The organism is Ruegeria hyattellae (assembly GCF_041537925.1).
Classification (GTDB): domain Bacteria; phylum Pseudomonadota; class Alphaproteobacteria; order Rhodobacterales; family Rhodobacteraceae; genus Ruegeria_C.
On record NZ_JBGOSH010000003.1, the window covers coordinates 561,322 to 586,219 of the forward strand.

Consider the following 24,898-nt stretch of genomic DNA (forward strand, 5'->3'; position numbering starts at 1 on the left):
TGCCCACAGAAGATAGGCGCATGCGATCGCAGGTCCAGAGGCGGGATGCTCAATTCTGGGCGCAACGATTTGATAGGCCCGGATTATCCCAATACGGAAAAACTGCTTTCTTCGTTGATCGGGCGCTTGCGCGAATAGAACCCGACATCGATCTCTTTTTCCAGATAGGGCAATTCGAAGCGCAGCGGATTGGCATCGTGATCCCCGCCACCCTCGCAATAAGCAATCAGTGCGGCCATCATCTTGCCCGCGATGGGGGCGTTCTTGTACTGGTTCCCGCTGGTGCCGCAGGCCATGTAGAACCCAGGCAGACTGGACCTGTCATAGATCGGGATCCAGTCGGTCGACGCATCATAGAGGTCGACCACGCCCCGCATCCGTGAGGGGATGCCAAGACTGGGCACGCGCTGTGCGTAGCGCATCGCCTGCGTGGTCCATTGGTCGGTGAAGTTGGTGTCGTAATGCGTGTCATCCGCGCACCATTGATGCGGGTCGCATTCCGGATCTTCCGAGCCGACAAGAATGTGATTGCCGTGTTCGGGGCGGCAGTAACACGCAATGTCACTGTCCGAGACGATCAGGCCGTCCTGTTCAAAATCGAAACCTTCGGGGCTGGGCACATGCACCACCTCCTGCCGCAGCGGACGCGTTGCGATGGTCATGTCGTCCAGCACCCCGGCCATGCCGTTGATAAGCGCCGAGCCCGGCCCCGCGACATTCACCACGACAGGAGCATGAATCTCTTCTCCCGAGGCGAGTTTCACGCCCTGCACACGACCACCGGATTGCAGGATCTCGACCACCTCAGCCCCGGTCCTGACTTCGGCCCCGTGTTGGCGCGCCGCCTGCATCAGGTTTTGCGCCGAAAGCGCCGGGTCGGTGACATAACCGCCATTGGGCCAGAGCACGCCGCCACTGAGATGCCCGCCATTGGGGTGCCCGAAACCGGGATCGTCCATGCGCTTGGCGGGCACATAGCTGTCCAGCGCGTAGACCGGCAACCTCTCGGTGATCTGATCCGGTGTCAGTTCCTCGAACGGGCAGCCCAGCGCGGAGGAGTTCTTCATGTGCTTGGCGAGAAACCCGTTGGCCTCGGTCTTCATCACCAGACAGCCGGTCTCGCGGAACTGCGCCAGATCAGCGGTTTCAGGCAGGCCCAGATACTCCGCCCAGTCGCGCCAGTAGTGATAGCCCTCCCACGCGAAAGCGGTGCCGTCGAAGGTGGAATAATGCATCCGGATGATCGCACAGGACCCGGCGGTCGAGCCGTGGCCCACCTGCGCGTTGCGGTCCAGCGACAGGGTTTTCAAGCCCGCTTTCGCCATCTCGAAGGCAATGGCCGATCCGATCACTCCGGTTCCGATGAGGATTGCGTCAGGGTTGGTCATGTCTGGTCTTCCTCCCAGAAGCTGCGGGCATAGGCGGCGAATTCCTCGATTTCCTCGGGCAGGGGTTCGACGCCGGTGAAGACGAAAAGGTATTGCGGCACCAGCGACAGCCGGATGTCCTGCGGTTCGTTGAGCTGGGCCAGATCATAGCCGATCTGCATGTAATAGAGGACACGCGCGCGGGTCTCGGCTTCCAGCTCCTCATATCCGAATCGTGCGAACATGGCTCGCAGCGCGGATAGACGCTTGGCGTCGGACTGGTCTAGCATGCGCCGGACCTTGCCCTCGCGCCGCGCCCAGTCGCGCACGGCGAAATCCAGCGCGGTGTCGAAGAGGTCGGTGTTGACCACGCAGCGATGCACGTTGCAAACGGCGGCGGTGATGGTCCTGGCAGGGGCCTCGGCCTGCGCGATCAGTGCGGCGGTGTTGGTGGCCTGCCATTTCGCTAGCAGCGCATCCAGCAGGTCCTGCCTAGACTTGAAGTACCAGTAGAAGGACGAGCGCGAGACCGCCATCCGCTCGGCCAGATTCATGACCTTGACCTGCTCGACCCCGTCCGAGATCAGCACATCCATGGCCACGTTCACCCAGTCATCGCGGGTGACCTTGATGTTGCCGACCAGAGGCTCGGCCTCGGGGTCGTCGCGGTGCAGGATCGGTTTAGTGTTCATTCAGCTCTCCGGGGCCGCGCCGCCCTCTTGGGTGCGGCGCGCGATGAATTCGGTCAGGCCCGCAATACGGTCGGGGTCATGGGCGGGTGCGGTGCCGTTTTCGACAATTTCCTGCCAGATGCCGGTGGCGCGGTGGTTGGCATCTACCTCGCCACGCTCGGTCCAGGTACCAAAATTCGACCAGTCGCCGACCAGCGGCTCATAGAATTGGGTCTGGTAGCGCTCCATCGTGTGCGTAGCGCCAAAGAAATGGCCCGAGGGCTGTACCTCGCGCAGCGCGTCCAACGCGATATCGGCGTCACTGGCGGGGGTTCCGGCGCACAGCTCGGCCACCATCTGCAGCACTTCCAGATCGGTAATGATCTTTTCGAACGACACCGTCAGCCCGCCCTCCAGCCAGCCGGCCGAATGGATCACCACCGTCGCGCCCGCCATCAGGCAGCCCCAAAGCGCGAACTGCGTTTCATTGGCGGCCTGCGCGTCATTGATATTGGCCGCACTGCCGCCCGCACACCGCCAAGGCAGACGCAGCTTGCGCGCCAGTTGGCCCGCGACCAGCGAGGCGGTGAAATGCTCTGGCGTGCCGAAGGCGGGCGCGCCGGATTTCATGTCCACATTGCTGGTGAAAGTGCCGTAACAGACCGGCGCGCCCGGCTTGGCCAGTTGTGTCAGCGTGATCGCCGCCATCGCCTCGGCATGGCTGAGGGTCATCGCGCCCGCCACGGTGACCGGCGCCATCGCCCCCATCAGGGTAAAGGGTGTGACGATGGACATCTGCCCGGAACGGGCGAAGTCGATCAACCCCTGCGCCATCGGCATGTCGATCACGCGGGGCGAGTTGGTGTTGATGATCGTGTAGCACCAGGGCTGCGCCTGGAATTCGGCGTCCGAGAGCCCGCGAAACTCGCGGATCATCTGGAATCCGTCCATCACCTGCGGCGTTCCGCGCGAATAGAGAAACGGCACTTTGTCGCTCAGCGTCAGCTCGGCCTCGGTCATCGCATAGTGGCGCAGTTCGACCGGCACGTCCTGTGCTTCGACCAGCGGTGGCACCATGTGCAGCACGTCGAAAGCCTGGGTGACCTGCACCATCTCGCGGAAATCGCGGATCGTGCCCGGGCGACGGCCCCGCACCAGATCGGTGGCATGTGGCGCACCCGCGCCGGGCTGGAACACCAGCCGCCCCAGTTCCAGCGTGATGTCGCGCTCGGGCACGGCGCCTTTCATCAGGATCGATTTGGGGGCCGAGGCGATGGCCGCCTCGACCATGTCGCGCCCGATGAAGACCATCTCGTCCTCGATCCGCGCGCCGCCTTGGGCAAAGAGCTTGCGCGCCTCGGGCAGCAGGACCTTGATGCCGATATCTTCCAGCACCGTCAGTGAGGCCTGATGCAGCGCCTCGATCCGGTCCTCGGTGAAGGCATTCATCGGTGGAAAGGGATTGCGCAGATTGTGGTAATCCACCTTGCGCGTCGGGGCCTCTGCCGCCCGCGCCCGTCGCCCGCGCCGGGTCATAATCGCATCGCCTTGCCATCGGGGTCGTAGGGCGACGGTGCGATGACCTTGGCCGCGCGTTGCACGCCCACCACATGTACCGACAGATCGGTGCCAACCGCCGCCTGCTCCCGGTTCACCAGCGCCATGGCCAGCGATTTTCCGGTCGTGTGGCCATAGCCGCCCGACGTGACGAACCCGACTTTTTCCTCACCGGCCCAGACCGGTTCATAGCCGCTGGCATCGGCGTCATCCGCCTCAACCTCAAGCGTCACCAGAAGCTGCGCCGGGCCATTGCCGTCGCGCTCACCCTCAGCGGCCAGCTTGCCGACGAACTCTTTCGACCAGTCGATCCACCGATCCATGCCGGTCATGCCGGGCGTGTAGCCTTGGGTGAATTCCGCCGACCAGATGCCAAAGCTCTTCTCAATCCGTGTCGAAAGCATCGCGTTGAAGCCACACTCGCGGATGCCGTCCTCGGCCCCAGCCTCCAGCAGCATGTGGCGCAGGGTGGTATGATCACCGTAGCGGCAATTGATCTCGTAGCCTTTCTCGCCGGTCACCGACATGCGCGCCACGCGTGTGCGAAGCATCCCGATGTCATAGCTACCGCAACTCATGAAATTAAGATCGGAGATGTCCTGCTCAGCCACCCTCTCGATCACCGTCTGCGATTTCGGACCGACCAGGGCGAACCCGCAAATCTCTTCACCCAGATCGCGGACCGAGACTCCGTCCTCCATGTGATCGTTGTACCAGCGCATATGCCAAGCGCGCAGGTAATAGCTGCCCATGATCCACCAGCTGCCATCGCCCCAGTTCAGCACGGTCAGGTCACCCTTGAGCTTACCGGTCTCGCTGAGCATCGGGGCGAGTTTTGCACGGCCCGGCGCTGGCAGTTTCGAGGCCATCAGCGTATCGAGCCACGCCTCGGCCCTTGGGCCGGTCACCTCGAACCGGGAAAACCCTGTGATGTCGAGCAGGCCCACGCCCTCGCGGATCACCCGGCATTCTTCACCCACGATGTCGAAAGCGTTGGAGCGCTTCAAGGTCGGTGTCTCTTCGAACCCCTGCGGCGCGAAATAAAGCGGCACTTCCAGATCCCAGCTGACGCCCCATTTGCAGCCCGCTTGCGTCATCGCATCATGGGCAGGCGCGGTTTTTAAAGGCCGTCCGGCAGGCAATTGCTCGTTTGGATAGGTCATCACGAAGCGGCGGGAATAGAACTGTCCCGTCGTCTCGCGGATATAGCGCTTGTTCTGGGCGAAATCGCCATAGCGTGCCACGTCCATGCCATAGACATCGGCCTCGGGCTCGCCATGGATCATCCATTCGGCCAGCGACTTGCCAACACCACCGCCCTGCAGGAACCCGGCCATCACCGCGCACGCGCACCAGTAGCCGCGCTTGCCCGGCACCGGGCCCACCAGCGGGTTGCCATCGGGCGAGAAGGTGAAGGCGCCGTTAACCCATGTCTTGACGCCAACCTCCTGCAGGTCGGGGTAGCGTTCGAAGCCAAGGATCAGTTCGTTCTCGATCCGGTCAGTCTGTTCGTTGAACAGCTCCATCCCGTACTCCCAGGGCGCACCATCCATGGCCCAATGTTCATGATCGATCTCGTAAATGCCCAGCAGCAGGCCTTTCTGGTCCTGCCGCATATAGGTGAACCCTTCGAGGTCGACGGTCATCGGCACCTCGAAATCCAGCTTTTCGAGCGTCGGAATGGTGTCGGAGATCAGGTAGTGATGCTTGAGCGGCGAGACCGGCAGTTCGATCCCTGCCATCCGGCCCAGTTGCTTGGCCCAGAGGCCACCGGCATTGACCACATGTTCGCAGGTCACAGTGCCTTTCTCGGTCACCACCTGCCAGCCCTCGGCAGTCTGGATCAATTCCAGAACCCGGTTATTTTCGATCACCTCGGCACCGCGTTTCTTGGCGGCTGTGGCATAGGCGTGAACGGTGCCGGTGGTATCGACATACCCTTCGCGGTCGGCCCACATGCCGCCCAGCAGGTCTTCGGTCGACATGATCGGGTTCAGCTCACCCGCTTCTTCCGGGGTGACCAGACGGCAATCCTCGATGCCGATGGACTGGAACACGCGATAGGCCGATTGCAGCCATTCCCAGCGATCCGGGGTTCCGGCCATAGTCAGACCGCCGGTCATGTGCAGGCCGATATTCTGGCCGCTTTCCTTTTCGATCTCGGGCAGCAGGTCAATCGTATAGGCCTGCAGCGCAGCGATATTGGGATCGGCGTTTAGCGCGTGGATACCACCCGCCGCATGCCAGCTTGACCCGGCAGTCAGGACCGAGCGTTCGATCAGGCAGACATCAGACCAGCCCAGCTTGGCCAGATGATAAAGAACCGAGGCGCCGACAACGCCCCCACCGATCACGACAACGCGGTAATGCGACTTCATCCGACCCTCCCATGGACCTGTCGGATCAGACGCTAGCCAGACTGTTCACTTCTGTCTAGACATTTCTGTACAGTTCGGGGCGCATGGTTTCGCACCCGTATTGCATCGGCTTTAGAGAGAGGCGCTGGGGCGTTCCTTCACACGGGCATACCAGTCGAGTGTCGCGCTGTGTTCCTCGGGCACCGCCATGCGGATCGCGCGCGCAAACTCGACGAAGACCAGCGCGCTGATGTCGGGCAGCGTAAAGCGTTCTCCCGCCAGGTAAGGCGCTTCGGACAGGCGGTTTTCGAGCAGGTCAAAGAACAGCCCAACCCGGACCCTGCCCCGTTCGGCCAGTTCCGGGATCTGCTGAAAATTCACCGGACCCACGATGGCACGGCCTTCCATGCGCGGGCTGGAGTTGCGCAGCGCATCGGCGATCGGCGCCCCCCCCTGCTGTTCCATGATAGCGTTCCACATCAGGACAAGGCCCTTTTCGTCGGCCGTATCGCCCATCAGGGGCCGCTCAGGAAACTTGGCCTCGAGATAGGCCGCGATGCCAAGGTTTTCAGTCAGCACAGCGCCCTCATCGGTGACCAGCACCGGCACAGTGGCGTTTGGGTTGATGTTCCGGAACTCAGGCGCGAGATGTGCGCCTTCGCCCAGTGCAACTTCGCGGGTTTCGACCTCGATCCCCTTTTCAGCGATGAAAAGCCGCGCCCGGCGCGGGCTGGGGGCGGTCTTGCAATCGTAGAAGATCATGCAGTCTCTCCTGTCTGTTGCCGCTCAGGGCGCGCGGTAGATGAAACACCGCCCTGGCACGGCGTCTTGCGGCAGCGGTTCTTCGCTCAGTCCCTCGAAATACATCCGGTCGCTCGACACCATCAGTCCGCCCGGTGCCAGAAGCGGTTCGATTAACGGCGAAACGAAGCGGGCAAAGGCATCGTTCTTCTCGCGATTGTGCCCGCCCAGATCGGCGTGAATCAAACTGGCAACCGCGCCAAAACGCTGCAGCGTCGCCGGCAGCGTCTCGCGTACGTCACCCAGAATCAACTGCCGTTCAGGCGGCGTGGAATCGGGATGCGCGGCGGGGCTGCGTTCAAAGACATATATATCACGCCCGCTGACCCGCTGCGCCATGTGATGATAGGTCCGGCCGTTGCCGAGGCCAAGCTCGAACACCGGGCCTGTCATGCCGGTGGTCAGGGATATCGCGTGATCGAGACAGGCCCGTTGCGAGACCATCCGGTCGATGAACAGATCAAGGCGGGTCTGGGTCTGGGTCACGCGGGACACTCCGTTGCAAACGCGCCGTCAGATGCGCGGCGTCACGCCGGTGATGCCAAATCGCCAACCAATTGTGTAGGGTGGATTGGCCTGACCTCCGCTTTTCGTGAGGTCCCGTCACAAATTCGGGTTTGACTACATGGGCACCGGCAAGCGAAAGTGGCGCAAAATGACCACGGGGATAAAAAAATCAGTATGTTTCGGCGAGGCCATGGTTCCAGGACCGGCTGAATGACCCCTCTGCTTTCAGTTGACGATCTGAGCATCGGTTTCGGCGGGGCCGAACCGGTGGTCAAGAATGTCAGTTTCAGCGTCGCGCCGGGCGAAACCCTTGCGCTGGTCGGGGAATCCGGGTCGGGCAAGACCATTTCCTGTCGCGCCGTGCTGCGCATCCTGCCGCGCACGGCCAGCATCACCTCGGGGCGGGTCACCTTGGGTGGCAAAGGCACGCCTCTGGTTCTGTCGGAACTCAACGAGCGCAAGCTGCGCGACATTCGCGGTGATCGGGTGTCGATGATCTTTCAGGAGCCGATGCGATCGCTGTCGCCGCTGCACCGGATTGGCAATCAGGTGAGCGAGGTTTTGTGGCTACATCGCGGTGCCAGCGAGCGCGAAGCGCGTCGGCAGGTCCTGCAGCAGTTCGAGCGTGTCGGTTTCCCCGACCCCGAGCGCGCATACAGGTCCTATCCGTTTGAGCTGTCTGGCGGAATGCGGCAGCGGGCGATGATCGCGATGGCGATGGTTGCTAAGCCCGATCTGCTGATCGCGGACGAGCCGACAACTGCGCTGGACGTAACCACACAAGCGCAGGTGCTGGGCCTGATCAAGGAATTGCAGCGTGAGACCGGCATGGCGCTGGTTCTGGTCACCCATGACCTTGGTGTCGTGGCCAACATGGCCGAGCAGGTCGTGGTGATGCACAAGGGCCGAGTGATGGAGGCTGGCAGCGCCGCCGCGATTCTGAAAGCGCCTGCACATCCCTATACGCAGCAACTGTTCAACGCCGCGCCCGAGATTCCGGATCGCGACACCGTGGGCCTGCCGATGCCGCAGGACGACCTGATCCTCGAGATGAACAAGGTCTCAAAAACCTATACGATGCGCGCCGGATCGGGCTGGAAACCGGCGATCAAAGTGCATGCCTGCCGCGGCGTCGACCTAAAGCTGGCGCGCGGCAAGACATTGGCCATCGTGGGAGAAAGCGGCTCGGGCAAGACGACCGCGGCACGGATCGCACTGGGGGCGGAGCTGCCCGACCCAGGCAGTGAGATTCTGTTCCGCGCCCGGCCAGGTGATGATCCGGTCGCCGTGCACAACATGACCCGCGCCGAGCGCACAAGGTTCCAGCGTCAGGCGCAGATGGTATTCCAGGACCCCTACAGCTCGCTCAGCCCGCGCATGCGGGTGCAGGACGCAATGACCGAACCGCTTGAGATCCACCGCATCGGCACGCGCTCCGAACAGCGCGACAAGGCCGAGGAAATGCTGTGCCGGGTCGGGCTGAACCCGGATATGCTCAAACGCTACCCGCATGCCTTTTCCGGCGGCCAGCGCCAGCGCCTGTCTGTCGCACGCGCGATGATGCTGGACCCGTCGCTGATCGTGTGCGACGAGCCGACCTCGGCACTGGATGTGTCGGTGCAGGAGCAGATTCTGACCCTGCTGGAGGAATTGCAGGAGCGGTTGGGCCTCAGCTATCTTTTCATTTCGCATGATCTGGCCGTAGTGGCGCGGATTGCCGACGAGGTGGCGGTGATGCGTCAGGGGCTGGTGGTCGAACAGGCGCCGCCCGACACATTGTTCTACAATCCCCGGCACCCCTATACCAAAGCGCTGATCGCGGCGCAGCCGGAGCCGGATATCGACCGGCCCATCAACCTGAAACTCGTGGCTCAGGGCGCAGGCTCACCGGAAAAGTGGGACGATGCCTTTCGTTTCACCGAACAGGTGGTACCGTCGCTTGTGGAACTGGAGCCTGGCCATAAGGTACGTTGCCATGTTTGACACCCGTTGCCGTCGTTTTCTATTGTCTTCCGCCCTAGCCCTGTCCGGGCTGTTACCAGCGGGAGCGACCACCCTGCCCGAGTTGCAGGAAGGCGGCTTTTGGAAATCCGAGGTCGATGCCGGCCACCTACCCCCGATCGCAGAGCGTCTGCCCACCGATCCGATCGTTGTCGACCTTGAGGCGAAGGGGCGCGAGTTCGGTACCGAGGGCGGCACGCTGAACACGATGATCACCCGGTCCAAGGACATCCGGCAGATGGTCGTCTATGGCTATGCACGCCTGGTGGGCTATGACGAGAACTACGAAATCCAGCCCGATCTGCTTGCCTCTTACGAGAACGAAGGCAACCGCAAATACACGTTGCACCTGCGCCCGGGCCATAAATGGTCCAACGGGTCGCCCTTCACCTCGGAAGATTTTCGCTACTGGTGGGAAGATGTGGCCAATAACGAGCTGCTCAGCCCCTCGGGCCCGCCTGATTTCCTGCAGGTCGAGGGTGAATTGCCCAAGGTGAGCTTCCCCGACGAACAAACCATCATCTATGAGTGGACCTCCCCCAATCCCGATTTTCTGCAGTCACTCGCGCAGGCCCGCCCGCCCTTCATCTATCGCCCGTCAGAGTTTCTGAAGGAGTATCACAGCGACTATGCCGATCCCGAAAAACTGGCGGCAAAGGTCGAGGACCAGCGGGTCAAAAGTTGGGCCTCGCTGCACAACAAGCTCGACAATCTTTACAAGTTCGACAATCACAAGCTGCCCACGCTGCAGCCCTGGGTGAACGCAAGCTCGGGCAAGAAGATCCGACACAATTTCGTGCGCAACCCATACTACCACCGGATCGACAGCAACGGGGTGCAACTGCCCTATATCGACGTGGTCGAGATGGAAATCGTGGCCCCCGGTCTGGTCGCGGCCAAATCGAACGCGGGCGAATCCGATCTTCAGGCGCGCGGTCTGGATTTCCGCGATGCCTCGATCCTCAAAAAAGGCGAGGCCGAGGGTGACTACAATACACAGCTCTGGAGCACCGGCGTCGCCTCACAGATCGCGATCTATCCCAACCTGAACTACGAAGACGAAGTCTGGCGCGAAGTGCTGCGCGATGCCAGGGTGCGCCGTGCGTTATCGCTGGGCATCGACCGGCACACGATCAATCAGGCGCTTTACTTCAAGCTCGCCAAGCCCGGCTCGATGACTGTGCTGCCGGAAAGCCCGTTCTTCGAAGAAGGCAACCGCGATGCCTGGGCGCAGTTCGACCCCGAAACGGCCAACCGCCTGCTGGACGAGGCTGGGCTGGACCAGCGCGCGCCGGACGGAACACGCCTGCTGCCCGACGGGCGCCCGATGGAGTTTGTCATCGAGACCGCAGGCGAGCGGCAGGAGGTCGAGAACGCGCTGCAGATCGTGACTGATACGTGGCGCGATATCGGGGTCAAGCTGGTGATGCGCCCGCTGGACCGCGACATCCTGCGCAACCGGGTCTTTGCGGGTAGCACCATGGCTTCCGTCTGGTATGGCTGGGACAACGGGTTGCCGCGCGAGTATACCTCGCCCGATTACCTAGCCCCTACCGATCAGGTGTTCCTGGCCTGGCCGAAATGGGGCCAGTATTACCAGACCAGCGGCGAAGTTGGCGAAGCCCCTGACCTGCCCGAAGCACAGCGCTTGATGGAGTTGCTGAATGACTGGAACGAGGCCTCAACACCCGAGGCGCGCGAAGCTGCCTGGCGGGAAATGCTGGCCATCCATGCCGACCAGCTTTATGGCATCGGTATTCTGGCAGGCGCGCCGCAGCCAGTCGTAGTTTCGAACAAACTGCGCAACGTTCCCGAAAAGGGAATGTGGGCCTGGGACCCAGGCGCGCATTTCGGCGTGCACCGGATGGACGAGTTCTTTTTTGCCGAGTGACGGGGACAAGTGAATGGTCATCCTGCGCTATGCGATCTATCGCTTCATCACGATGCTGCTTACGCTGCTTGTGGTGTCGGTGCTGGTGTTCGCCATCATCAACCTGCCGCCCGGCGACTATCTGAGCAATCAGATCGCGGAACTGCAGGCCTCGGGCCAATCGGCGGGCGTGGCGAAGGCAGAGTTCCTGCGCACCGAATACGCGCTCGACCGGCCTTTGTGGCAGCAATACATGATCTGGATGGGCTTTTTGCCCGGCCCACATGGGTTTTCTGGGCTCATTCAGGGCAATTTCGGCTGGTCCTTCGAGTTCGACCGCCCCGTCTCCGAAATTGTCGGCGAAAGCCTGTGGCTAACCGTTCTGGTCAATCTGGCCGCAGTCCTGTTCGTCTATCTGGTGGCCCTGCCACTGGGTGTTCTGGCCGCGGCGCGGTCGCGTACCTGGGTCGATTACAGTTCCGCCTTCATCGGCTATCTGGGCCTTGCCACGCCGAACTTTCTGCTGGCGCTGATCATGTTCTACTATGGTCACAAACTTTTTGACCTGCCCATCGGCGGGCTTATGGACCCCGGCTTTGAAGGACTGCCGATGAGTTGGGAGAAGGCAAAATCCATCCTGATCCACTTGATCGTGCCCACATTCGTGATCGGCACCTCGGGCGCCTCGGCGATGATGCAGCGGTTGCGCGCCAACATGCTGGACGAGCTGGGCAAGCCCTATGTCGAGACCGCCATCGCCAAGGGCATGTCGCCCACGCGGATGCTGTACAAGTATCCGCTGCGCGTGGCGTTCAACCCGTTTGTGGCAGATATCGGAAACCTGTTGCCGTCGATGGTATCAGGTTCGGTTCTCGTGTCGGTCGTGCTGGGCCTGCAGACTATTGGCCCTAGCCTGCTGACCGCGCTGAAAACGCAGGACTTGTTCCTGTCGGGCTTCATCCTGATGTTCGTGGCACTGTTGACGCTGGTCGGCACGATGATTTCGGACGTGCTGCTGGTGCTGCTTGATCCCCGTATCCGCTATGAGGGGCGCGAGACATGACCCAATTGCCCGACGGTCGCTATGTCGACGACGCGCCTTATGATCCCGATGCCTCGCTGCAACAGCTGGAGCGGCGCGATCTGGACGCGCCGAACTGGGTGCTTATCTGGCGCAAGTTCAAAACCCACAAGCTGGGCCTGTTTTCGGGTCTCTTCCTGCTGCTGAGCTATCTGATGCTGCCCGTCGCGGGCTTCATCGCGCCCTATACGCCCAACGAACGCAATGGCGACCACCTCTATGCCCCGCCACAGGCGGTTCATTTCTTCCATGAGGGCGCGTTCAAGGGGCCGTTCATCTACCCGATCACCGCCGAGCCGGATCTGGAGACCTTCCAATGGAAATTCATCCCCGACAAGAGCGATCCGCAGAACCTCAAGTTCTTCTGCAAGGGCGGTGAATACAAGCTGGCGGGATTCATCCCGTCCGAGACCCATCTGTTCTGCGCGCCCGAAGGTGCGACCGTGTTCCTCTGGGGTTCGGACCGGTTGGGGCGGGACGTGTTCAGCCGCATCCTTTATGGCGCGCAGCTGTCGCTGACCGTGGGGCTGATCGGCATTACGGTATCTTTCACTCTGGGCATCCTTTTTGGGTCAATTGCGGGGTATTTCGGGGGCAAGACCGACTGGATCATCAACCGGGTGATCGAGATTCTGCGCAGCCTGCCAGAACTGCCGCTGTGGCTGGCGCTGTCGGCGGCGGTGCCGTCTAACTGGTCGCCGGTGGCGGTGTTCTTTGTCATTTCGATCATTCTGGGCATTCTTGACTGGCCCGGTCTGGCGCGCGCCGTACGGGCCAAGTTCCTGTCTCTGCGGGAAGAGGAATATGTCCGTGCCGCCGAGATGATGGGCGCGGGATCGGGACGGGTGATCCGCAAGCATCTGCTGCCCAACTTCATGTCCCACCTGATCGCCTCGGCCACGCTATCGATCCCGGCCATGATCCTTGGGGAAACCGCGCTGAGTTTCCTTGGTCTGGGCCTACGGGCACCTGCGGTCAGTTGGGGCGTGATGCTGAACGACGCGCAAAACCTCGCCTCGATCGAGATCTATCCCTGGACCGCCATCCCGATGTTGCCGATCATCGTCGTGGTGCTGGCCTTCAACTTCCTCGGCGACGGATTACGGGACAGCCTGGATCCCTATCAACAATAGGTACGGCCCGCTCGCGCGTCAGATCGTGTCTCCGGCGTAATTGCGCGCCTTTGACATCTTGCCGATGCCGGGATTGAAGGAATTGGTCGGGTCGCAACACTTGTAGAACTCAGCGAGGCCGGGCTTGGCAGGATAGAGATGGCCGACATTGTGCTCGGCCGGGTATTCCGCGCCGCGCTGATCGAGGATTTCCAGCATCCGCGCCTTGAGCGCCTTGGCGTCGGCCCCTTTACGCACGACATAGTCCTGATGCAGCACGTGGCACATGAAATGGCCGTAATAGAGTTTGGCCACCAATTGCGCTTCGATCTCGGGGGGCAGTTGCTCGTACCAGTCACGGTCATTGCGGCGCAGCGCGATATCGAGTGGGATGATATCGGCAACCTCACTCTTGTGGATCGCCATGTAGCGAACGGCGGCCCCGGCAGCGGCAAAGCGTTGCAGCGCCGCTATCTTGGCTTCGCGGTTGCTGCATTCAAAGAACCCACCATCGCGAGCTTCAAAGAATGAGGTCAGGAACCCTGCGGCTTCATCGATGCCGTCATCGCGCATTTTTAGGATCAGGTGATGGCAGTAGCGATCGCGATAATCCCGGATGCGTTTCGGCAACACCTGTGGCGTCAGCCGGGAAAGGAGTTGCATGAACCTGTCGGTGAAGTTCGACAGGCCGGGTACCTTGCGCAACCGCGCATCGACCGCCCCTTTGAGCGCAAAGAAGCGGGGCAGAAGGTCGGTGCCCAGCCAGTCGATCATCATCACCGTGTCCTTGCCGTAGCGCGCGGTGATGTCGAAGGCCTCGCGTTCCATGTATTCGGCAGAGACCGGCAATGCGTCGAAATCGGCCAGCATATGGCGGCGCAACCCGGTCAGGTCAGCGACATCATTGGTGCCGATATAGAAGGTCTTTAGCCGCTCGGGTTTGGCATAGGTATCCAGCCGCACGGCAAAGACGCCCAGCTTGCCCGCGCAGCCCGACGCCTCGTAGAGGCGGCGCTTGTCGGCGTTGAAGCGTGCAGGCGTGTCGGCATCCACCTTGCGCACCTGATCGGCATAATCCGAGGCCGAGGCCTTACGGTTACTCGCGGCAGGATCGTGGTCGAAATCACCTGTTTCCAGCCGGGTCAGGATTTCTTCCGGCGTGTCACCAAGATCAATGCCCAAATGGTTCACGAGGCTCAGCCTGCCTTCTGCGTCTATCTGCGCAAAGAGCGACATTTCCGTATATGACGGGCCACGCTCGACCAGCGAACCGCCGGAATTGTTGCACACCCCACCGACGATCGACGCCCCGATGCAGGACGAGCCTATCACCGAATGCGGCTCGCGCCCGAGCGGGTCCAGCAGCTTTTCCAGCCCAAAAAGCGTCGAACCGGGAAAGGCTACAACCTGCTCGCCCTGCCCCAGCTTTTCGATCCGGTCCATGCGGCGGGTGTTGATCAGCACGACGTCGCGATCATAGCGGCCCGAGGGGGTGGACCCCTCGGTCAACCCGGTATTGGCAGCCTGCATGATCACGACCTTGTCCGCCGAAACACAGGCCTGCAGGACCTTCCACTGCTCCAGCAGCGTGCCGGGCTGAACGACGCAAAGCGCCTCGCCCTCGCCCGACCGGAACCCCTTGCGGAAGCGTTCTGTCGCGCGCGCGCCGGTCAGAACATGGCGCCGCCCGACAACGTCGCGGAAGGCAGAGATAAGCGTTGCGTCGTCCATGTCAGCTTCCTTCTCAGTAGGCCACCGAAGGCAGCCAGGTCGCCAGCGCGGGCCACAGGAAGACAAGTGCCAGACCGGTCAACTGCAGCAGCACGAAGGGGATGATGCCCTTGTAGATATGCGACAGCTTGATCTCGGGTGGGCAGACGCCTTTCAGGTAGAACAGCGCAAATCCAACCGGCGGGGTCAGGAACGAGGTCTGCAATGTGACCGCCACAAGGATCACGAACCAGACCAGCGAAGGCTCGTCAATCGCGTCAAAGCCCGGAATATCCATGCCCAGCCCGTTCACGATCGGACGCATCAGCGGCAGAACGATCAGCGTGATCTCGATCCAGTCCAGCACGAAGCCCAGCAGGAACACGATGAACAGGATCATGAAGACAGTGCCATTGGGGCCAAAACCGGTGCCGGTGATCATGTCCTCGATCAATTCGTCGCCGCCCAGCTCGCGCAGCACGTAGGAAAACACTGTCGCACCCAGGAAGATCGCAAAGATATAGGCGGTGGTGTTGAATGTCGCCTTGAGCACGTTGACCAGCTTCGCCAGTGTCAGCTTGCGATAACCGAGGGCCAGCAGGGTCGCGCCCAACGCACCGACGCCCGAGGCTTCGGTCGGTGTGGTCAGGCCGGCAAAGATCGAGCCAAGAACCGCAAGGATCAGCGCCAGTGTCGGCAGAACCGCGATCATTACGTCCTTGACGGCGTCCCAGTCGGGGCGCTTCGCGCCTTCGGGCACCGGGGCCACGTCGCGCTTGATCAGCGCAATGATGAAGATGTAGGTCAGGTAGAGGCCGCCTATGATGACGCCGGGAAACACCGCCGCCATGAACAGATCCCCCACTGACAGCGCCATCTGATCGGCCATGATTACCAGCATGATCGAAGGCGGGATCAGGATGCCTAACGTGCCCGAGGCCGACACCACACCCGCCGCGAGCGTAGGCGCGTATTTCTGTTCCATCATCGATGGCAGCGACAGCACGCCCAGCAGCACCACCGAGGCACCGATGATTCCGGTGGAGGCGGCCAGGATGATGCCGATCATGGTCACGGTGATCGCCAGACCGCCGCGCACCGTGCCAAAGAGCCGCTGCATCGAGGTCATCAAACGTTCGGCAACACCGGATTCATCCAGCATCAACCCCATGAAGATGAACATCGGCAGCGCCACCAGAACCGCGTTCGACATGGTCGCATAGACCCGGTTAACCACCGCGCCAAGGGTCAGGTAATCAAGCCCGGTCAGGGTCTCTTCCATCCCGGTCCAGTTCATCATGCCGTTGTCGAAGAGATACGCGAGCCCACAGAAAGCCACACCAACGCCCGCCAGCGCCCAGGCCACCGGGAACCCGGTGAAGAGAAGCGCGATGAAAGTCAGGAACATTACGATGACCAGTTTTTCCTCGGTCGTTTCCACCAGGAAAGTCAGTGCCGTTGCGGCCACCGCGAACCCGAAAAGTGCCCAGAAGATCAGCCGTAGGCCGGACCCGGTGCGCTCGGCCTCGGGGCCGAACAGCAGCGCATGGACATCATGCAGCAGCCGGGCGATGGCGGCAAAAGCCAACAGGACAAAGCTGACCGGGATCACCGCCTTGAGCGCCCAGCGGGCCGGCAGGCCGGTGGGGCTGTCCGAGCGTTCGTTCACGCGCCAGCTTTCGTAGAAATAGTCATAGCCCTGGTCGATCATCAGATAGATGAACGGCGCCAGCAGGGTCAGGATGCCCACAACCTCGATGATCCGCTGCGCGCGGCGGCTGAGCTGCATATGCAGCACGTCGACGCGCACGTGGCTGTCGGTGACCAGCGCATATGAAATGCCGATCATCGTGACCAACCCGTAGAAATGCCACTGGATCTCATCCAGTTTCGGGTAGTTCTGGTTCAGCAGATAACGCATCGCCACCTGAGACACGATGGCCGCCACCAGCAGGAGGTTGGCCCACATGACCACATTGCCGATGCCCTTGATGGTCTTGTCGATGCCGGTGGCCAGGGCCTGGTTGTCGACATCTGGGTGTTCCAGCAGGGTCTCATAGACTTCAATCGGATCATCCGGTGTGCGTAGCTTCTGTGACATTGTCTCCTCCTCAGGACATGACGGGTCGGGCCGGGAATGCGGCAGAAAGATCTGGAAAATTCTGAAAATCAGGGTGGGAGCGGCCCGGATTGAGACGGCCGCTCCCGATATGGGTCTGTTGGATTACTTGCGTGGGAGGAACGCGTTTTCCTTCCAGACCGCATAGCCGTCGCGGAATTCACTCATGTCGCCCAGCACCTTGGCAAAGAAGGCGTCATTGGCGGCTTCTTCGGCAGCAACCTCTTCCCAGGTGCTGCGGAAGGTGTTCAGCATGTCTTCGTTCCACTGTTTGATCTCGACGCCGTTGTTTTCAACATTGTCGATCAGCGCCGCATGCTGGATCGCCTCGCCTTCGGCGAAACTGTCAGCCATCGAGGCCTTGCAGGCGTTTTCGATGATGGCCTGATGCTGTTCCGAGGCTTCGTTCCAGACATCCTTGTTGACCAGCAGTTCAAACACGGTCGCCTGCTGGTGCCAGCCGGGGAAGTAGTTGAACTTGACCAGTTTGTGGAATCCAAGACGGGCGTCGATGGCAGGCATCGAAAACTCAGTGGCGTCGATCGCGCCTTTTTCCAGCGCCGGGAAGATCTCACCACCGGGCAGGAGCGAGGTCGCGACGCCAAGCTTCTGCATCACCTTGCCGCCCAGACCGAAGAAGCGCATCTTGAGACCGCTCAGATCGTCGGGCGAATTGATCTCGGTGGCGAACCAGCCCGAGGTTTCTGGGGCGATGATCGCGCAGGGGATGACTTTGACGTTGAAACCCGCCTGATCATACATCTCCTGATACAAGCTCATGCCGTTGCCGTAATAAAGCCATGCCATGTATTCGCCCGCTTCCGGGCCGAAGGGAACGGCAGAAAACAGAGGTGCGGCCGGGATCTTGCCCGCCCAATAGCCTGCGGTGGTGTAGCCCGAGTTTATCTTGCCCGACGACACGGCATCTAGAATCTCAAACGGCGGCACCAGTTTGCCCGGCTCATACACTTTCATCCTCAGCGTGCCGCCCGACATCAGGTCCAGCTGCTCGGCCACACGCGGAATGGGTGACCCCAGACCCGGCAATGCGGTCGAGAACGCGATCGGGGTTTTCAGCAGCATCTTGTCGGCAGCAATAGCGGGGCCTGCCATCAGGCTGGCCGCCACGGCCAATCCGGTCAGAACGTTTTTCATGATGTCTCCTCCAACAGTTTTGGACGGTTCCGTCCCTGGTCAGAGCGCCGGGATTTCCTGCGCCTTATAGTGGTTCATAATTTTTACCACTATGTTAAGTCAACAATTTTATTTACCACTTGACACCTCTCTAACCTTTGAATTGGCCGGAATTCGCGCGGTTGCCGTTGAAGGGAAGTCTTGAAGTTCTCACTCGATGTGATAGCTTTCAGCTAATTTTCAGAGAGTTATGCCGCTGCACGCGATACGATGTTTTGATTGAAATCGAGACACCTGAGGTTAATATACTTTACCAAGCGCAGCGACACCGGAGGCAACCCATGCCCAGCAAACTGACCCCAACATCCCTCTTTGAGCCGATTGACCACGAATCGGTTTCTGAAGCCGTGATCTCTCAGATCGAAGCCCTGATCGTCGCTGGGATTCTGAAACAGGGACGCAAACTGCCGTCGGAACGGGACCTGGCAGAAACGCTCAATGTCTCGCGCCCCAAGCTGCGCGACGCGCTGCAGGTGTTGGAGGAGCGCGGGCTGGTCACCACGCGCCATGGCGAGGGCAGCTTCATCGCGCCCTTGACGGGTCAGGCGATGATGCCGGCGCTGCTGGATCTTTATGGCCGCCATGAGCCGGCGTTTTTCGATTACCTTGAATATCGCCGCGAGCAGGAAGGTTTTGCCGCCCGGCTAGCCGCACAACGCGCGACCAAGGCCGACAAGGAGCGGATCGCGGAAATCCTCGACCGGCTGCAGCGCGCCTGGGAAGAGAATGACCCCGACAGCTCGCGTGAGGCGGATTATCAACTGCATTCCGCGATTGTCGATGCCAGCCAGAATGCCACGCTAATTCACATCATGGCCTCGATCTACCATCTGACCCGGCAGGGCGTGTTTTATAACCGCGAATACCTCAAATCCATCGACGGAACCGGCAAGCGGTTGCTGGAACAGCATCTTGAACTTGGTCAGGCCGTGATCGACGGCGATGCGGAACAGGCCGAAAAAGCCGCGCTGGCGCATCTCGACTTTGTCGAGGATTCGTTCCGTACCGGCATCAAACGCTCACAACGCGAGGCGATGGCCGAAAAGCGCCGCCTTCTATCCGGCTGAGCAAACCGGACCAGCGCAACAAAAAACGCCCCCGGAGGACCGTGGGCGCTTTCGCGTGAGTGACGGTGCAGTCGAATTCAGTGACCGAAAATGTGACGATCCACGGTTTCGGTGATGCTGCTGCGGGCCAGGCCGATATCGGCAAGCTCGCGGTCAGTCAGCCGTTCCAGTTCCTTGACGGTCCGGACATAAAGCGAGCGGCGGGCGCGGGCCTCTTTCGCTTCTTCAAAAAGCGAGCGCAGGCGCGCGAAAATTCCGATAGGGGCGGAGGCATGTGTAAGTGTATGTGCCATGTTGTGTTCCTTTCAGTGCGTCAGGACGAATTTCCTGACAAAGATTCTGGTCTGTTACCGATGGCGGTCATTTAGGTAACCTCGGGGGGACCAGCAAGCGATGTTTGGGACTGGCCGTTATGCATCTGTTGCATGGCCTTGCAGGGGACCCTGAATCCCGGAGGTGAGTTGGATGAGTTGGAACGAAGCGCCGGTCATTCGGTGGTTGTTGGAAGAGGGGCGGCGACTGCCGACGCTGACCGCCGTCGTGGACGCGCTGGGCCCGCGCCTGCTGACGCAGGGTGCGCCACTCTGGCGGGTGCGCTATTCGATGCGGACGGTGCATCCGCTGGTCACCGCCGTCAGCGCGGTTTGGGAACGCGGCGGCACGGCCACCACTCCGCTGCAAGCCACGCACGGGCTGGAGCAACGCAGCGGGTATATTGGCAGCCCAATGGAACAGCTCAACAAATCCGACCAACCCTTGCGGCGCAGGCTGGATACGCTCACCGCCTCGGATCATGTGGTCTTTCATGAGTTGAGACAAAGGGGGGCGACGGATTATTTCGGCCTGCGCCTGCCCTTCTCATCGGGTAGCAGCGGCATTGCGATTTTCGTTACCGACGCGGTTGAGGGGTTCACTGATGACGATCTTGCGCGCCTGAGTTCGGTCGCCATCGCGCTGACCCCGATCGCCGAAGTGTTCCGACTACAGAACCTGTCCACAGCCATTGCCGAGGCCTATCTGGGACCGCGCACCGGGCAGCGGGTGCTGTCCGGCCAGATCACCCGTGGCGACATCGAAACCATCGACGCCGCGATACTGGTCAGCGACATTCGCGACTGGACCGGCTGGAGCGCGCGGCTTGACCCGCCGGAGCTAATGGCCATGGCCAACCGATATTTCGAACTGCTCGACCGGGCGATATCTGATCATGGCGGCGAAATCCTGAAATTTCTGGGCGATGGGGTGTTGGCGGTGTTTCCCGATACCGGGGAAGCCGAACAGGCCTGCCAATCGGCGCTGGATGCGGCCCTTGCGGCAATTGATGCGGCCGCCCGTCTCGACCCGCCTCTGCCGCTCTCGTTCGGGACAGGGCTGCATTTCGGGCAGGTGCTTTATGGCAATATCGGCGCCGAGGAGCGGCTGGATTTCACCGTGTTGGGTCAGGCGGTAAACATCGCGGCCCGGATCGAAAGCCTGTGTGCCGGTCTGCGGCAACCGGTCCTGATGTCCCGCGAGATCGCGGAGCGGGTCAGGACGCAAGCCAGCAGGCTGGACTCGGTCCTTCTGAAAGGTGTCGCCACACCACAAGAGATTTACGCGCCCGCAAATTGAAAAACGCCCCCGGTGTCCCGAGAGCGTTTTCATGTGTCTTGCAACGGGGTTTCACCCCATCGATCAATCGCGTTCTTCGATGATCTCTACCAGATGCGGGATCTTGTTGACCATGCCGCGAACCGAAGGAGTATCTTCCAGTTCACGGGTCTTGTGCATCTTGTTCAGGCCCAGACCAACCAGCGTTGCGCGCTGGTTTGCGGGGCGGCGGATCGGCGAGCCGATCTGCTTGACGACGATGGTTTTTGCCATGTTTCCGTCTCCTTACGCTTCAGCGGCTTCAGAAGCAGAAGCCGGTGCTTCGTCCCGCTTGGGCAGGATGTCAGCAACCTTCTTGCCACGACGCTGCGCCACCGAACGAGGGCTCTGCTCTTTGGTGAGGCCGTTCATGGTGGCGCGGATCATGTTGTAGGGGTTCTGCGATCCGACCGACTTGGACACGACGTCCTTGACGCCCAGCATCTCGAACACGGCACGCATCGGGCCACCGGCGATGATCCCGGTACCTTCGGGTGCGGTCCGCATGATCACTTTACCAGCGCCGTGACGGCCTTCGATATCGTGGTGCAGGGTGCGACCCTCGCGCAGTTGCACGCGGATCATCTGGCGCTTGGCTTGTTCAGTCGCCTTGCGGATGGCCTCGGGTACTTCTTTCGCCTTACCCTTGCCAAAGCCGACGCGGCCTTTCTGATCGCCGACAACCACCAGAGCGGCGAAGCCAAAGCGCTTACCACCTTTTACGGTTTTCGACACACGGTTGATCGCGACCAGGCGATCTGCGAATTCCGGAGTTTCGTCGCGGTCGCGACCTCTGCCCCGGCGGTTATCACGTTCTGCCATTGTGGCATCCCTTTCATTGGTGGCGCTCGCTGCGCCGATTGTTCAATCCAAGTGGGCCGCGACACTGCCGAGGCCCCCGGATCATCGGGGCGGTCCGAAAACCGCCCGCAAGTCTTAGATCTTCAGACCACCTTCACGCGCAGCGTCGGCCAGAGCCTTCACCTTGCCGTGGAACAGGAAGCCGCCACGGTCGAAATAGGCCTCTTCGACGCCTGCCTTCTTGGCACGCTCGGCGATGGCCGCGCCCACTTTGGTGGCCGCTTCGACGTTGTTCTTGCCCGCCAGACCCAGGTCTTTTTCCAAGGTCGAGGCAGAGGCCAGGGTCACGCCACGCACATCGTCGATCAACTGAACGGAAATGTTCTTGTTCGACCGGTGCACGGACAGACGGGGGCGACCCGCGTTGACCTTGCGAAGTTTGTTCCGAACGCGCAGGCGGCGCTTCAGAAACAGGGTTCTTTTGCTGTTTGCCATTGTTTGCGTCCTTACTTCTTCTTGCCTTCCTTGCGGAAGATGAATTCGCCCTTGTAGCGAATGCCTTTGCCTTTGTAGGGCTCGGGCTTGCGCCAAGCGCGGATTTCCGCTGCGACCTGACCGACCTGCTGCTCGTCGATACCTTCGACGACAATCTGGGTCTGCTTCGGCGCTGTTACGGTAACGCCTTCGGGCGCCACGTAGTCAACGTCGTGGCTAAGCCCGAGGTTCAGCTTCAGGGTGTTGCCCTGCATCTGCGCCCGGTAACCCACACCCTGGATCTCAAGCTCTTTCTTGAAACCGGCGGTCACGCCGGTCACGAGATTGGCCACCACGGTGCGGGACATGCCCCATTGCTGACGCGCGCGCTTGGATTTGCCGCGCGGCACGATGGTGACGACATTGTCCTCAACGTTGAGGGTCACGTCGTCGGTTGCGGTGAAGCTGCGGGTGCCCTTGGGGCCCTTCACTTCGATGGTCTGACCCGACACTGCGGCGGAAACACCGCTGGGCAGATCGACTGGCCTTTTACCAATACGAGACATTGACAGACCTCCTTAGAAGACGGTGCAGAGCACTTCGCCGCCAACATTGTTGGAGCGAGCGTTCTGGTCCGACATCACACCTTTCGGAGTGCTGACAATCGACACGCCCAGACCCTGACGGACCTGTGGGATGTCATTGACGCCCATGTACACGCGACGACCGGGCTTGGAGACCCGCTTCAGTTCGCGAATGACAGGAGTGCCTTCGTAGTATTTCAGGCTGATTTCGATGGCCGGATGACCGCCTGTGCCGGTCGTCTTTTCATAGCCACGGATGTAGCCCTCGTCCGCCAGCACGTCCAAAACCCAACCGCGCAGCTTGGAAGCCGGGGTGGAAACAGTGGACTTGCCGCGCATTTGCGCGTTGCGGATACGGGTGAGCATATCGCCGATAGGATCGTTCATATCTGTCTCTCCCTTACCAGCTCGATTTCACCATGCCGGGGATCTGACCAGCAGAGCCCAGCTCGCGCAGCGCAATACGGCTGACCTTCAGCTTACGGTAGTAAGCGTGGGGACGGCCGGTGAGCTGGCAGCGGTTGTGAAGACGGGTTGCCGAGCTGTTGCGCGGCAGTTTCGCCAATTTCAGACGCGCCTTGAAACGCTCTTCCATTGGCTTGCTTTCGTCATTCGCGATCTCTTTGAGCTCGGCGCGCTTTGCGGCGTATTTGGCCACCAGGCGCTCGCGCTTCTTCTCGCGTTCGATCATGCTTTTCTTAGCCATGTCTTTTCCTTCCCGCGCTTCAGCTGTTGAAGGGCATGTTGAATGCTTTCAACAATGCCTTTGCTTCAGCGTCGGTTTTCGCTGTGGTGCCAATTACGATGTCCATGCCCCAGGCTTCGTCGACCTTGTCGAAATCGATCTCGGGGAACACGATGTGCTCTTTGATGCCCATGGCATAGTTGCCACGACCGTCAAAAGAGGTGCCGGACACGCCGCGGAAGTCACGGATGCGCGGCATCGCGATGGTGATCAGGCGATCCAGAAAATCATACATGCGGTCGCCGCGCAGGGTCACTTTGGAACCCAGCGGCATTTCCTCACGAACGCGGAAGCCAGCGATCGACTTTTTCGCTTTGGTGATCACGGCCTGTTGGCCAGCAATTGCGGTCAGGTCTGCTTGCGCCGACTTGGCTTTCTTGCTGTCCTTGACGGCTTCGGCACCGCAGCCAATGTTCAGAACGATCTTGTCCAGCTTGGGGATCATCATCTCGTTCTTGTAACCGAACTCTTCTTTCAGAGCGGCACGGATGCTGTCCTTGTAAGCGGCCTTGAGGCGCGGGGTATAGGTTGCGGTATCAAGCATCGATCACGTCCCCCGTGGTCTTGGCGAAACGAACCTTCTTGTCACCTTCCATGCGGAAGCCAACGCGAGTCGGTTTGCCGTTTGCATCGAGATAGGCCAGGTTCGACAGCTCGATCGGCAGGGCCTTGGGAAGGCGGCCACCTTGTTCGCTCTGGGACTGACGGGTGTGGCGGATGGCGATGTTTAGGCCATCGACAACGGCTTTGCCGGCTTTAGGGTCAACAGAGGCAATGGTGCCTTCTTTGCCCTTGTCCTTGCCGGAGAGCACGACGACCTTGTCGCCTTTTTTCAGTTTCGCAGCCATCAGAGCACCTCCGGAGCCAGCGAGATGATCTTCATGAAGCTCTTGCCGCGCAGCTCGCGAACAACGGGGCCAAAAATACGGGTACCGACCGGCTCGTTGTTGTTGCCCAGGATGACGGCGGCGTTGCGATCGAAACGGATCGCGGTGCCGTCTTCGCGACGGACTTCTTTGGCGGTGCGTACGACGACGGCCTTGCGGACGTCCCCTTTCTTCACGCGGCCGCGTGGGATGGCTTCCTTCACCGAGACGACAATGATGTCGCCGACGGAGGCGTATTTACGCTTGGAACCACCCAGGACCTTGATGCACTGAACTCGGCGGGCGCCGGAGTTGTCAGCGACATCCAGATTGGTCTGCATCTGGATCATGTGGTTTCTCCCGACCTGTGGGGGCTGGTCTTGTT

Annotated in this window: 25 protein-coding genes; 6 read left to right on the forward strand and 19 right to left on the reverse strand. The window is 60.9% G+C overall.

Translation table 11 applies throughout. From position 1 onward, the window contains the following. Positions 1 to 83: 83 nt before the first annotated feature. The 6 genes from AB1E33_RS10240 to AB1E33_RS10265 form a co-directional block, all read right to left on the reverse strand. Complete coding sequence (locus AB1E33_RS10240; RefSeq protein ID WP_372577159.1) at positions 84 to 1,388, reverse strand: NAD(P)/FAD-dependent oxidoreductase; 1,305 nt, start codon at positions 1,386 to 1,388, stop codon at positions 84 to 86. Further along, entirely contained in the window at positions 1,385 to 2,059 is a 675-nt protein-coding gene (locus AB1E33_RS10245) for a TetR/AcrR family transcriptional regulator (RefSeq protein WP_372577160.1), read from the reverse strand. The genes AB1E33_RS10240 and AB1E33_RS10245 overlap by 4 nt, the downstream gene beginning before the upstream one ends. Beyond that, a complete protein-coding gene (locus AB1E33_RS10250; protein WP_372577161.1) occupies positions 2,060 to 3,574 on the reverse strand; it encodes a trimethylamine methyltransferase family protein in 1,515 nt (504 codons plus the stop codon). Then, a complete protein-coding gene (locus AB1E33_RS10255) occupies positions 3,571 to 5,973 on the reverse strand; it encodes a GcvT family protein (RefSeq protein WP_372577162.1) in 2,403 nt (800 codons plus the stop codon). Before AB1E33_RS10255 ends, AB1E33_RS10250 begins: the two co-directional genes overlap by 4 nt. A 111-nt stretch (positions 5,974 to 6,084) precedes the next feature. Then, positions 6,085 to 6,714 carry a glutathione S-transferase family protein gene (locus tag AB1E33_RS10260; RefSeq protein WP_372577163.1) on the reverse strand — a complete coding sequence of 210 codons (630 nt, stop codon included), beginning with the start codon at positions 6,712 to 6,714 and terminating at the stop codon, positions 6,085 to 6,087. A gap of 24 nt (positions 6,715 to 6,738) precedes the next feature. After that, entirely contained in the window at positions 6,739 to 7,239 is a 501-nt protein-coding gene (locus AB1E33_RS10265) for a class I SAM-dependent methyltransferase (RefSeq protein WP_372577164.1), read from the reverse strand. Positions 7,240 to 7,470: 231 nt separating this feature from the next. Here AB1E33_RS10265 and AB1E33_RS10270 point away from each other — a divergent pair, with 231 nt between their 5' ends. The 4 genes from AB1E33_RS10270 to AB1E33_RS10285 are packed head-to-tail and all read left to right on the forward strand — an operon-like array spanning position 7,471 to position 13,345. Further along, the gene (locus AB1E33_RS10270; RefSeq protein ID WP_372577165.1) at positions 7,471 to 9,243 is read left to right on the forward strand and encodes an ABC transporter ATP-binding protein; all 1,773 of its coding nucleotides are present in this window, start codon (positions 7,471 to 7,473) and stop codon (positions 9,241 to 9,243) included. Next, positions 9,236 to 11,152 (forward strand): ABC transporter substrate-binding protein, encoded by a 1,917-nt coding sequence (locus tag AB1E33_RS10275; RefSeq protein WP_372577166.1) that lies wholly within the window; start codon positions 9,236 to 9,238, stop codon positions 11,150 to 11,152. The genes AB1E33_RS10270 and AB1E33_RS10275 overlap by 8 nt, the downstream gene beginning before the upstream one ends. 13 nt (positions 11,153 to 11,165) lie before the next feature. Beyond that, positions 11,166 to 12,194 (forward strand): ABC transporter permease, encoded by a 1,029-nt coding sequence (locus AB1E33_RS10280; RefSeq protein ID WP_372577167.1) that lies wholly within the window; start codon positions 11,166 to 11,168, stop codon positions 12,192 to 12,194. Then, positions 12,191 to 13,345, forward strand: a complete 1,155-nt coding sequence (locus AB1E33_RS10285) for an ABC transporter permease (protein WP_372577168.1) — start codon at positions 12,191 to 12,193, stop codon at positions 13,343 to 13,345. Before AB1E33_RS10280 ends, AB1E33_RS10285 begins: the two co-directional genes overlap by 4 nt. An 18-nt stretch (positions 13,346 to 13,363) precedes the next feature. Here the strand turns inward: AB1E33_RS10285 and dld are convergent, their stop codons facing one another. The 3 genes from dld to AB1E33_RS10300 all read right to left on the reverse strand — a co-directional run bounded on the left by dld (position 13,364) and on the right by AB1E33_RS10300 (position 18,308). After that, on the reverse strand, positions 13,364 to 15,055 hold the full coding sequence (gene dld / locus AB1E33_RS10290) for a D-lactate dehydrogenase (RefSeq protein WP_372577169.1): 1,692 nt from the start codon (positions 15,053 to 15,055) through the stop codon (positions 13,364 to 13,366). A 13-nt stretch (positions 15,056 to 15,068) separates the two neighbouring features. After that, positions 15,069 to 17,135 (reverse strand): TRAP transporter large permease subunit, encoded by a 2,067-nt coding sequence (locus tag AB1E33_RS10295; RefSeq protein ID WP_372577170.1) that lies wholly within the window; start codon positions 17,133 to 17,135, stop codon positions 15,069 to 15,071. A gap of 123 nt (positions 17,136 to 17,258) precedes the next feature. Next, the gene (locus AB1E33_RS10300; protein WP_372577171.1) at positions 17,259 to 18,308 is read right to left on the reverse strand and encodes a TRAP transporter substrate-binding protein; all 1,050 of its coding nucleotides are present in this window, start codon (positions 18,306 to 18,308) and stop codon (positions 17,259 to 17,261) included. Between the two features lie 320 nt (positions 18,309 to 18,628). Between AB1E33_RS10300 and AB1E33_RS10305 the strand changes: the two genes are divergently transcribed. Next, the gene (locus tag AB1E33_RS10305; RefSeq protein WP_372577172.1) at positions 18,629 to 19,414 is read left to right on the forward strand and encodes a FadR/GntR family transcriptional regulator; all 786 of its coding nucleotides are present in this window, start codon (positions 18,629 to 18,631) and stop codon (positions 19,412 to 19,414) included. A gap of 77 nt (positions 19,415 to 19,491) precedes the next feature. Here the strand turns inward: AB1E33_RS10305 and AB1E33_RS10310 are convergent, their stop codons facing one another. Continuing rightward, positions 19,492 to 19,707, reverse strand: a complete 216-nt coding sequence (locus AB1E33_RS10310) for a DUF1127 domain-containing protein (RefSeq protein WP_372577173.1) — start codon at positions 19,705 to 19,707, stop codon at positions 19,492 to 19,494. Positions 19,708 to 19,879: 172 nt separating this feature from the next. On the opposite strand from AB1E33_RS10310, the gene AB1E33_RS10315 reads away from it, so the two are divergent. Next, positions 19,880 to 21,025, forward strand: a complete 1,146-nt coding sequence (locus AB1E33_RS10315; RefSeq protein WP_372577174.1) for an adenylate/guanylate cyclase domain-containing protein — start codon at positions 19,880 to 19,882, stop codon at positions 21,023 to 21,025. Between the two features lie 63 nt (positions 21,026 to 21,088). On the opposite strand, the gene rpmD is transcribed toward AB1E33_RS10315, so the two are convergent. From rpmD to rplN, 9 genes are all read right to left on the reverse strand, one after another. Then, the gene (rpmD, locus tag AB1E33_RS10320) at positions 21,089 to 21,277 is read right to left on the reverse strand and encodes a 50S ribosomal protein L30 (RefSeq protein ID WP_372577175.1); all 189 of its coding nucleotides are present in this window, start codon (positions 21,275 to 21,277) and stop codon (positions 21,089 to 21,091) included. Positions 21,278 to 21,289: 12 nt separating this feature from the next. Further along, positions 21,290 to 21,865 carry a 30S ribosomal protein S5 gene (rpsE, locus tag AB1E33_RS10325; protein ID WP_372577176.1) on the reverse strand — a complete coding sequence of 192 codons (576 nt, stop codon included), beginning with the start codon at positions 21,863 to 21,865 and terminating at the stop codon, positions 21,290 to 21,292. A 114-nt stretch (positions 21,866 to 21,979) separates the two neighbouring features. After that, on the reverse strand, positions 21,980 to 22,339 hold the full coding sequence (gene rplR / locus AB1E33_RS10330; RefSeq protein ID WP_372577177.1) for a 50S ribosomal protein L18: 360 nt from the start codon (positions 22,337 to 22,339) through the stop codon (positions 21,980 to 21,982). Between the two features lie 11 nt (positions 22,340 to 22,350). After that, positions 22,351 to 22,884: a 50S ribosomal protein L6 gene (rplF, locus tag AB1E33_RS10335; RefSeq protein WP_372577178.1), complete on the reverse strand. Its 534-nt coding sequence runs from the start codon at positions 22,882 to 22,884 to the stop codon at positions 22,351 to 22,353. Positions 22,885 to 22,896: 12 nt separating this feature from the next. After that, positions 22,897 to 23,289 (reverse strand): 30S ribosomal protein S8, encoded by a 393-nt coding sequence (gene rpsH / locus AB1E33_RS10340; protein ID WP_372577179.1) that lies wholly within the window; start codon positions 23,287 to 23,289, stop codon positions 22,897 to 22,899. 13 nt (positions 23,290 to 23,302) lie between these two features. Further along, complete coding sequence (gene rpsN / locus AB1E33_RS10345; protein WP_306200998.1) at positions 23,303 to 23,608, reverse strand: 30S ribosomal protein S14; 306 nt, start codon at positions 23,606 to 23,608, stop codon at positions 23,303 to 23,305. A 19-nt stretch (positions 23,609 to 23,627) separates the two neighbouring features. After that, positions 23,628 to 24,191: a 50S ribosomal protein L5 gene (gene rplE / locus AB1E33_RS10350; protein WP_372577180.1), complete on the reverse strand. Its 564-nt coding sequence runs from the start codon at positions 24,189 to 24,191 to the stop codon at positions 23,628 to 23,630. After that, positions 24,184 to 24,495: a 50S ribosomal protein L24 gene (gene rplX, locus AB1E33_RS10355; protein ID WP_249706691.1), complete on the reverse strand. Its 312-nt coding sequence runs from the start codon at positions 24,493 to 24,495 to the stop codon at positions 24,184 to 24,186. The genes rplE and rplX overlap by 8 nt, the downstream gene beginning before the upstream one ends. Continuing rightward, entirely contained in the window at positions 24,495 to 24,863 is a 369-nt protein-coding gene (gene rplN / locus AB1E33_RS10360; protein ID WP_372577181.1) for a 50S ribosomal protein L14, read from the reverse strand. Before rplN ends, rplX begins: the two co-directional genes overlap by 1 nt. Positions 24,864 to 24,898 lie beyond the last annotated feature (35 nt).

Bases quoted from the DNA above. Each gene is read 5' to 3' on its own strand.
- AB1E33_RS10315 (WP_372577174.1), top strand. From the start codon at position 19,880: ATGAGTTGGAACGAAGCGCCGGTCATTCGGTGGTTGTTGGAAGAGGGG.
- rpmD (WP_372577175.1), bottom strand. From the start codon at position 21,277: ATGGCAAAAACCATCGTCGTCAAGCAGATCGGCTCGCCGATCCGCCGC.
- rpsH (WP_372577179.1), bottom strand. From the start codon at position 23,289: ATGAACGATCCTATCGGCGATATGCTCACCCGTATCCGCAACGCGCAA.
- rplR (WP_372577177.1), bottom strand. From the start codon at position 22,339: ATGGCAAACAGCAAAAGAACCCTGTTTCTGAAGCGCCGCCTGCGCGTT.
- AB1E33_RS10270 (WP_372577165.1), top strand. From the start codon at position 7,471: ATGACCCCTCTGCTTTCAGTTGACGATCTGAGCATCGGTTTCGGCGGG.
- AB1E33_RS10280 (WP_372577167.1), top strand. From the start codon at position 11,166: ATGGTCATCCTGCGCTATGCGATCTATCGCTTCATCACGATGCTGCTT.
- rplN (WP_372577181.1), bottom strand. From the start codon at position 24,863: ATGATCCAGATGCAGACCAATCTGGATGTCGCTGACAACTCCGGCGCC.
- rpsN (WP_306200998.1), bottom strand. From the start codon at position 23,608: ATGGCTAAGAAAAGCATGATCGAACGCGAGAAGAAGCGCGAGCGCCTG.
- dld (WP_372577169.1), bottom strand. From the start codon at position 15,055: ATGGACGACGCAACGCTTATCTCTGCCTTCCGCGACGTTGTCGGGCGG.
- AB1E33_RS10245 (WP_372577160.1), bottom strand. From the start codon at position 2,059: ATGAACACTAAACCGATCCTGCACCGCGACGACCCCGAGGCCGAGCCT.
- rpsE (WP_372577176.1), bottom strand. From the start codon at position 21,865: ATGGCAGAACGTGATAACCGCCGGGGCAGAGGTCGCGACCGCGACGAA.
- AB1E33_RS10275 (WP_372577166.1), top strand. From the start codon at position 9,236: ATGTTTGACACCCGTTGCCGTCGTTTTCTATTGTCTTCCGCCCTAGCC.
- rplE (WP_372577180.1), bottom strand. From the start codon at position 24,191: ATGCTTGATACCGCAACCTATACCCCGCGCCTCAAGGCCGCTTACAAG.
- AB1E33_RS10300 (WP_372577171.1), bottom strand. From the start codon at position 18,308: ATGAAAAACGTTCTGACCGGATTGGCCGTGGCGGCCAGCCTGATGGCA.
- AB1E33_RS10250 (WP_372577161.1), bottom strand. From the start codon at position 3,574: ATGACCCGGCGCGGGCGACGGGCGCGGGCGGCAGAGGCCCCGACGCGC.
- AB1E33_RS10310 (WP_372577173.1), bottom strand. From the start codon at position 19,707: ATGGCACATACACTTACACATGCCTCCGCCCCTATCGGAATTTTCGCG.
- AB1E33_RS10295 (WP_372577170.1), bottom strand. From the start codon at position 17,135: ATGTCACAGAAGCTACGCACACCGGATGATCCGATTGAAGTCTATGAG.
- rplF (WP_372577178.1), bottom strand. From the start codon at position 22,884: ATGTCTCGTATTGGTAAAAGGCCAGTCGATCTGCCCAGCGGTGTTTCC.
- AB1E33_RS10240 (WP_372577159.1), bottom strand. From the start codon at position 1,388: ATGACCAACCCTGACGCAATCCTCATCGGAACCGGAGTGATCGGATCG.
- AB1E33_RS10260 (WP_372577163.1), bottom strand. From the start codon at position 6,714: ATGATCTTCTACGATTGCAAGACCGCCCCCAGCCCGCGCCGGGCGCGG.
- AB1E33_RS10255 (WP_372577162.1), bottom strand. From the start codon at position 5,973: ATGAAGTCGCATTACCGCGTTGTCGTGATCGGTGGGGGCGTTGTCGGC.
- AB1E33_RS10305 (WP_372577172.1), top strand. From the start codon at position 18,629: ATGCCCAGCAAACTGACCCCAACATCCCTCTTTGAGCCGATTGACCAC.
- rplX (WP_249706691.1), bottom strand. From the start codon at position 24,495: ATGGCTGCGAAACTGAAAAAAGGCGACAAGGTCGTCGTGCTCTCCGGC.
- AB1E33_RS10285 (WP_372577168.1), top strand. From the start codon at position 12,191: ATGACCCAATTGCCCGACGGTCGCTATGTCGACGACGCGCCTTATGAT.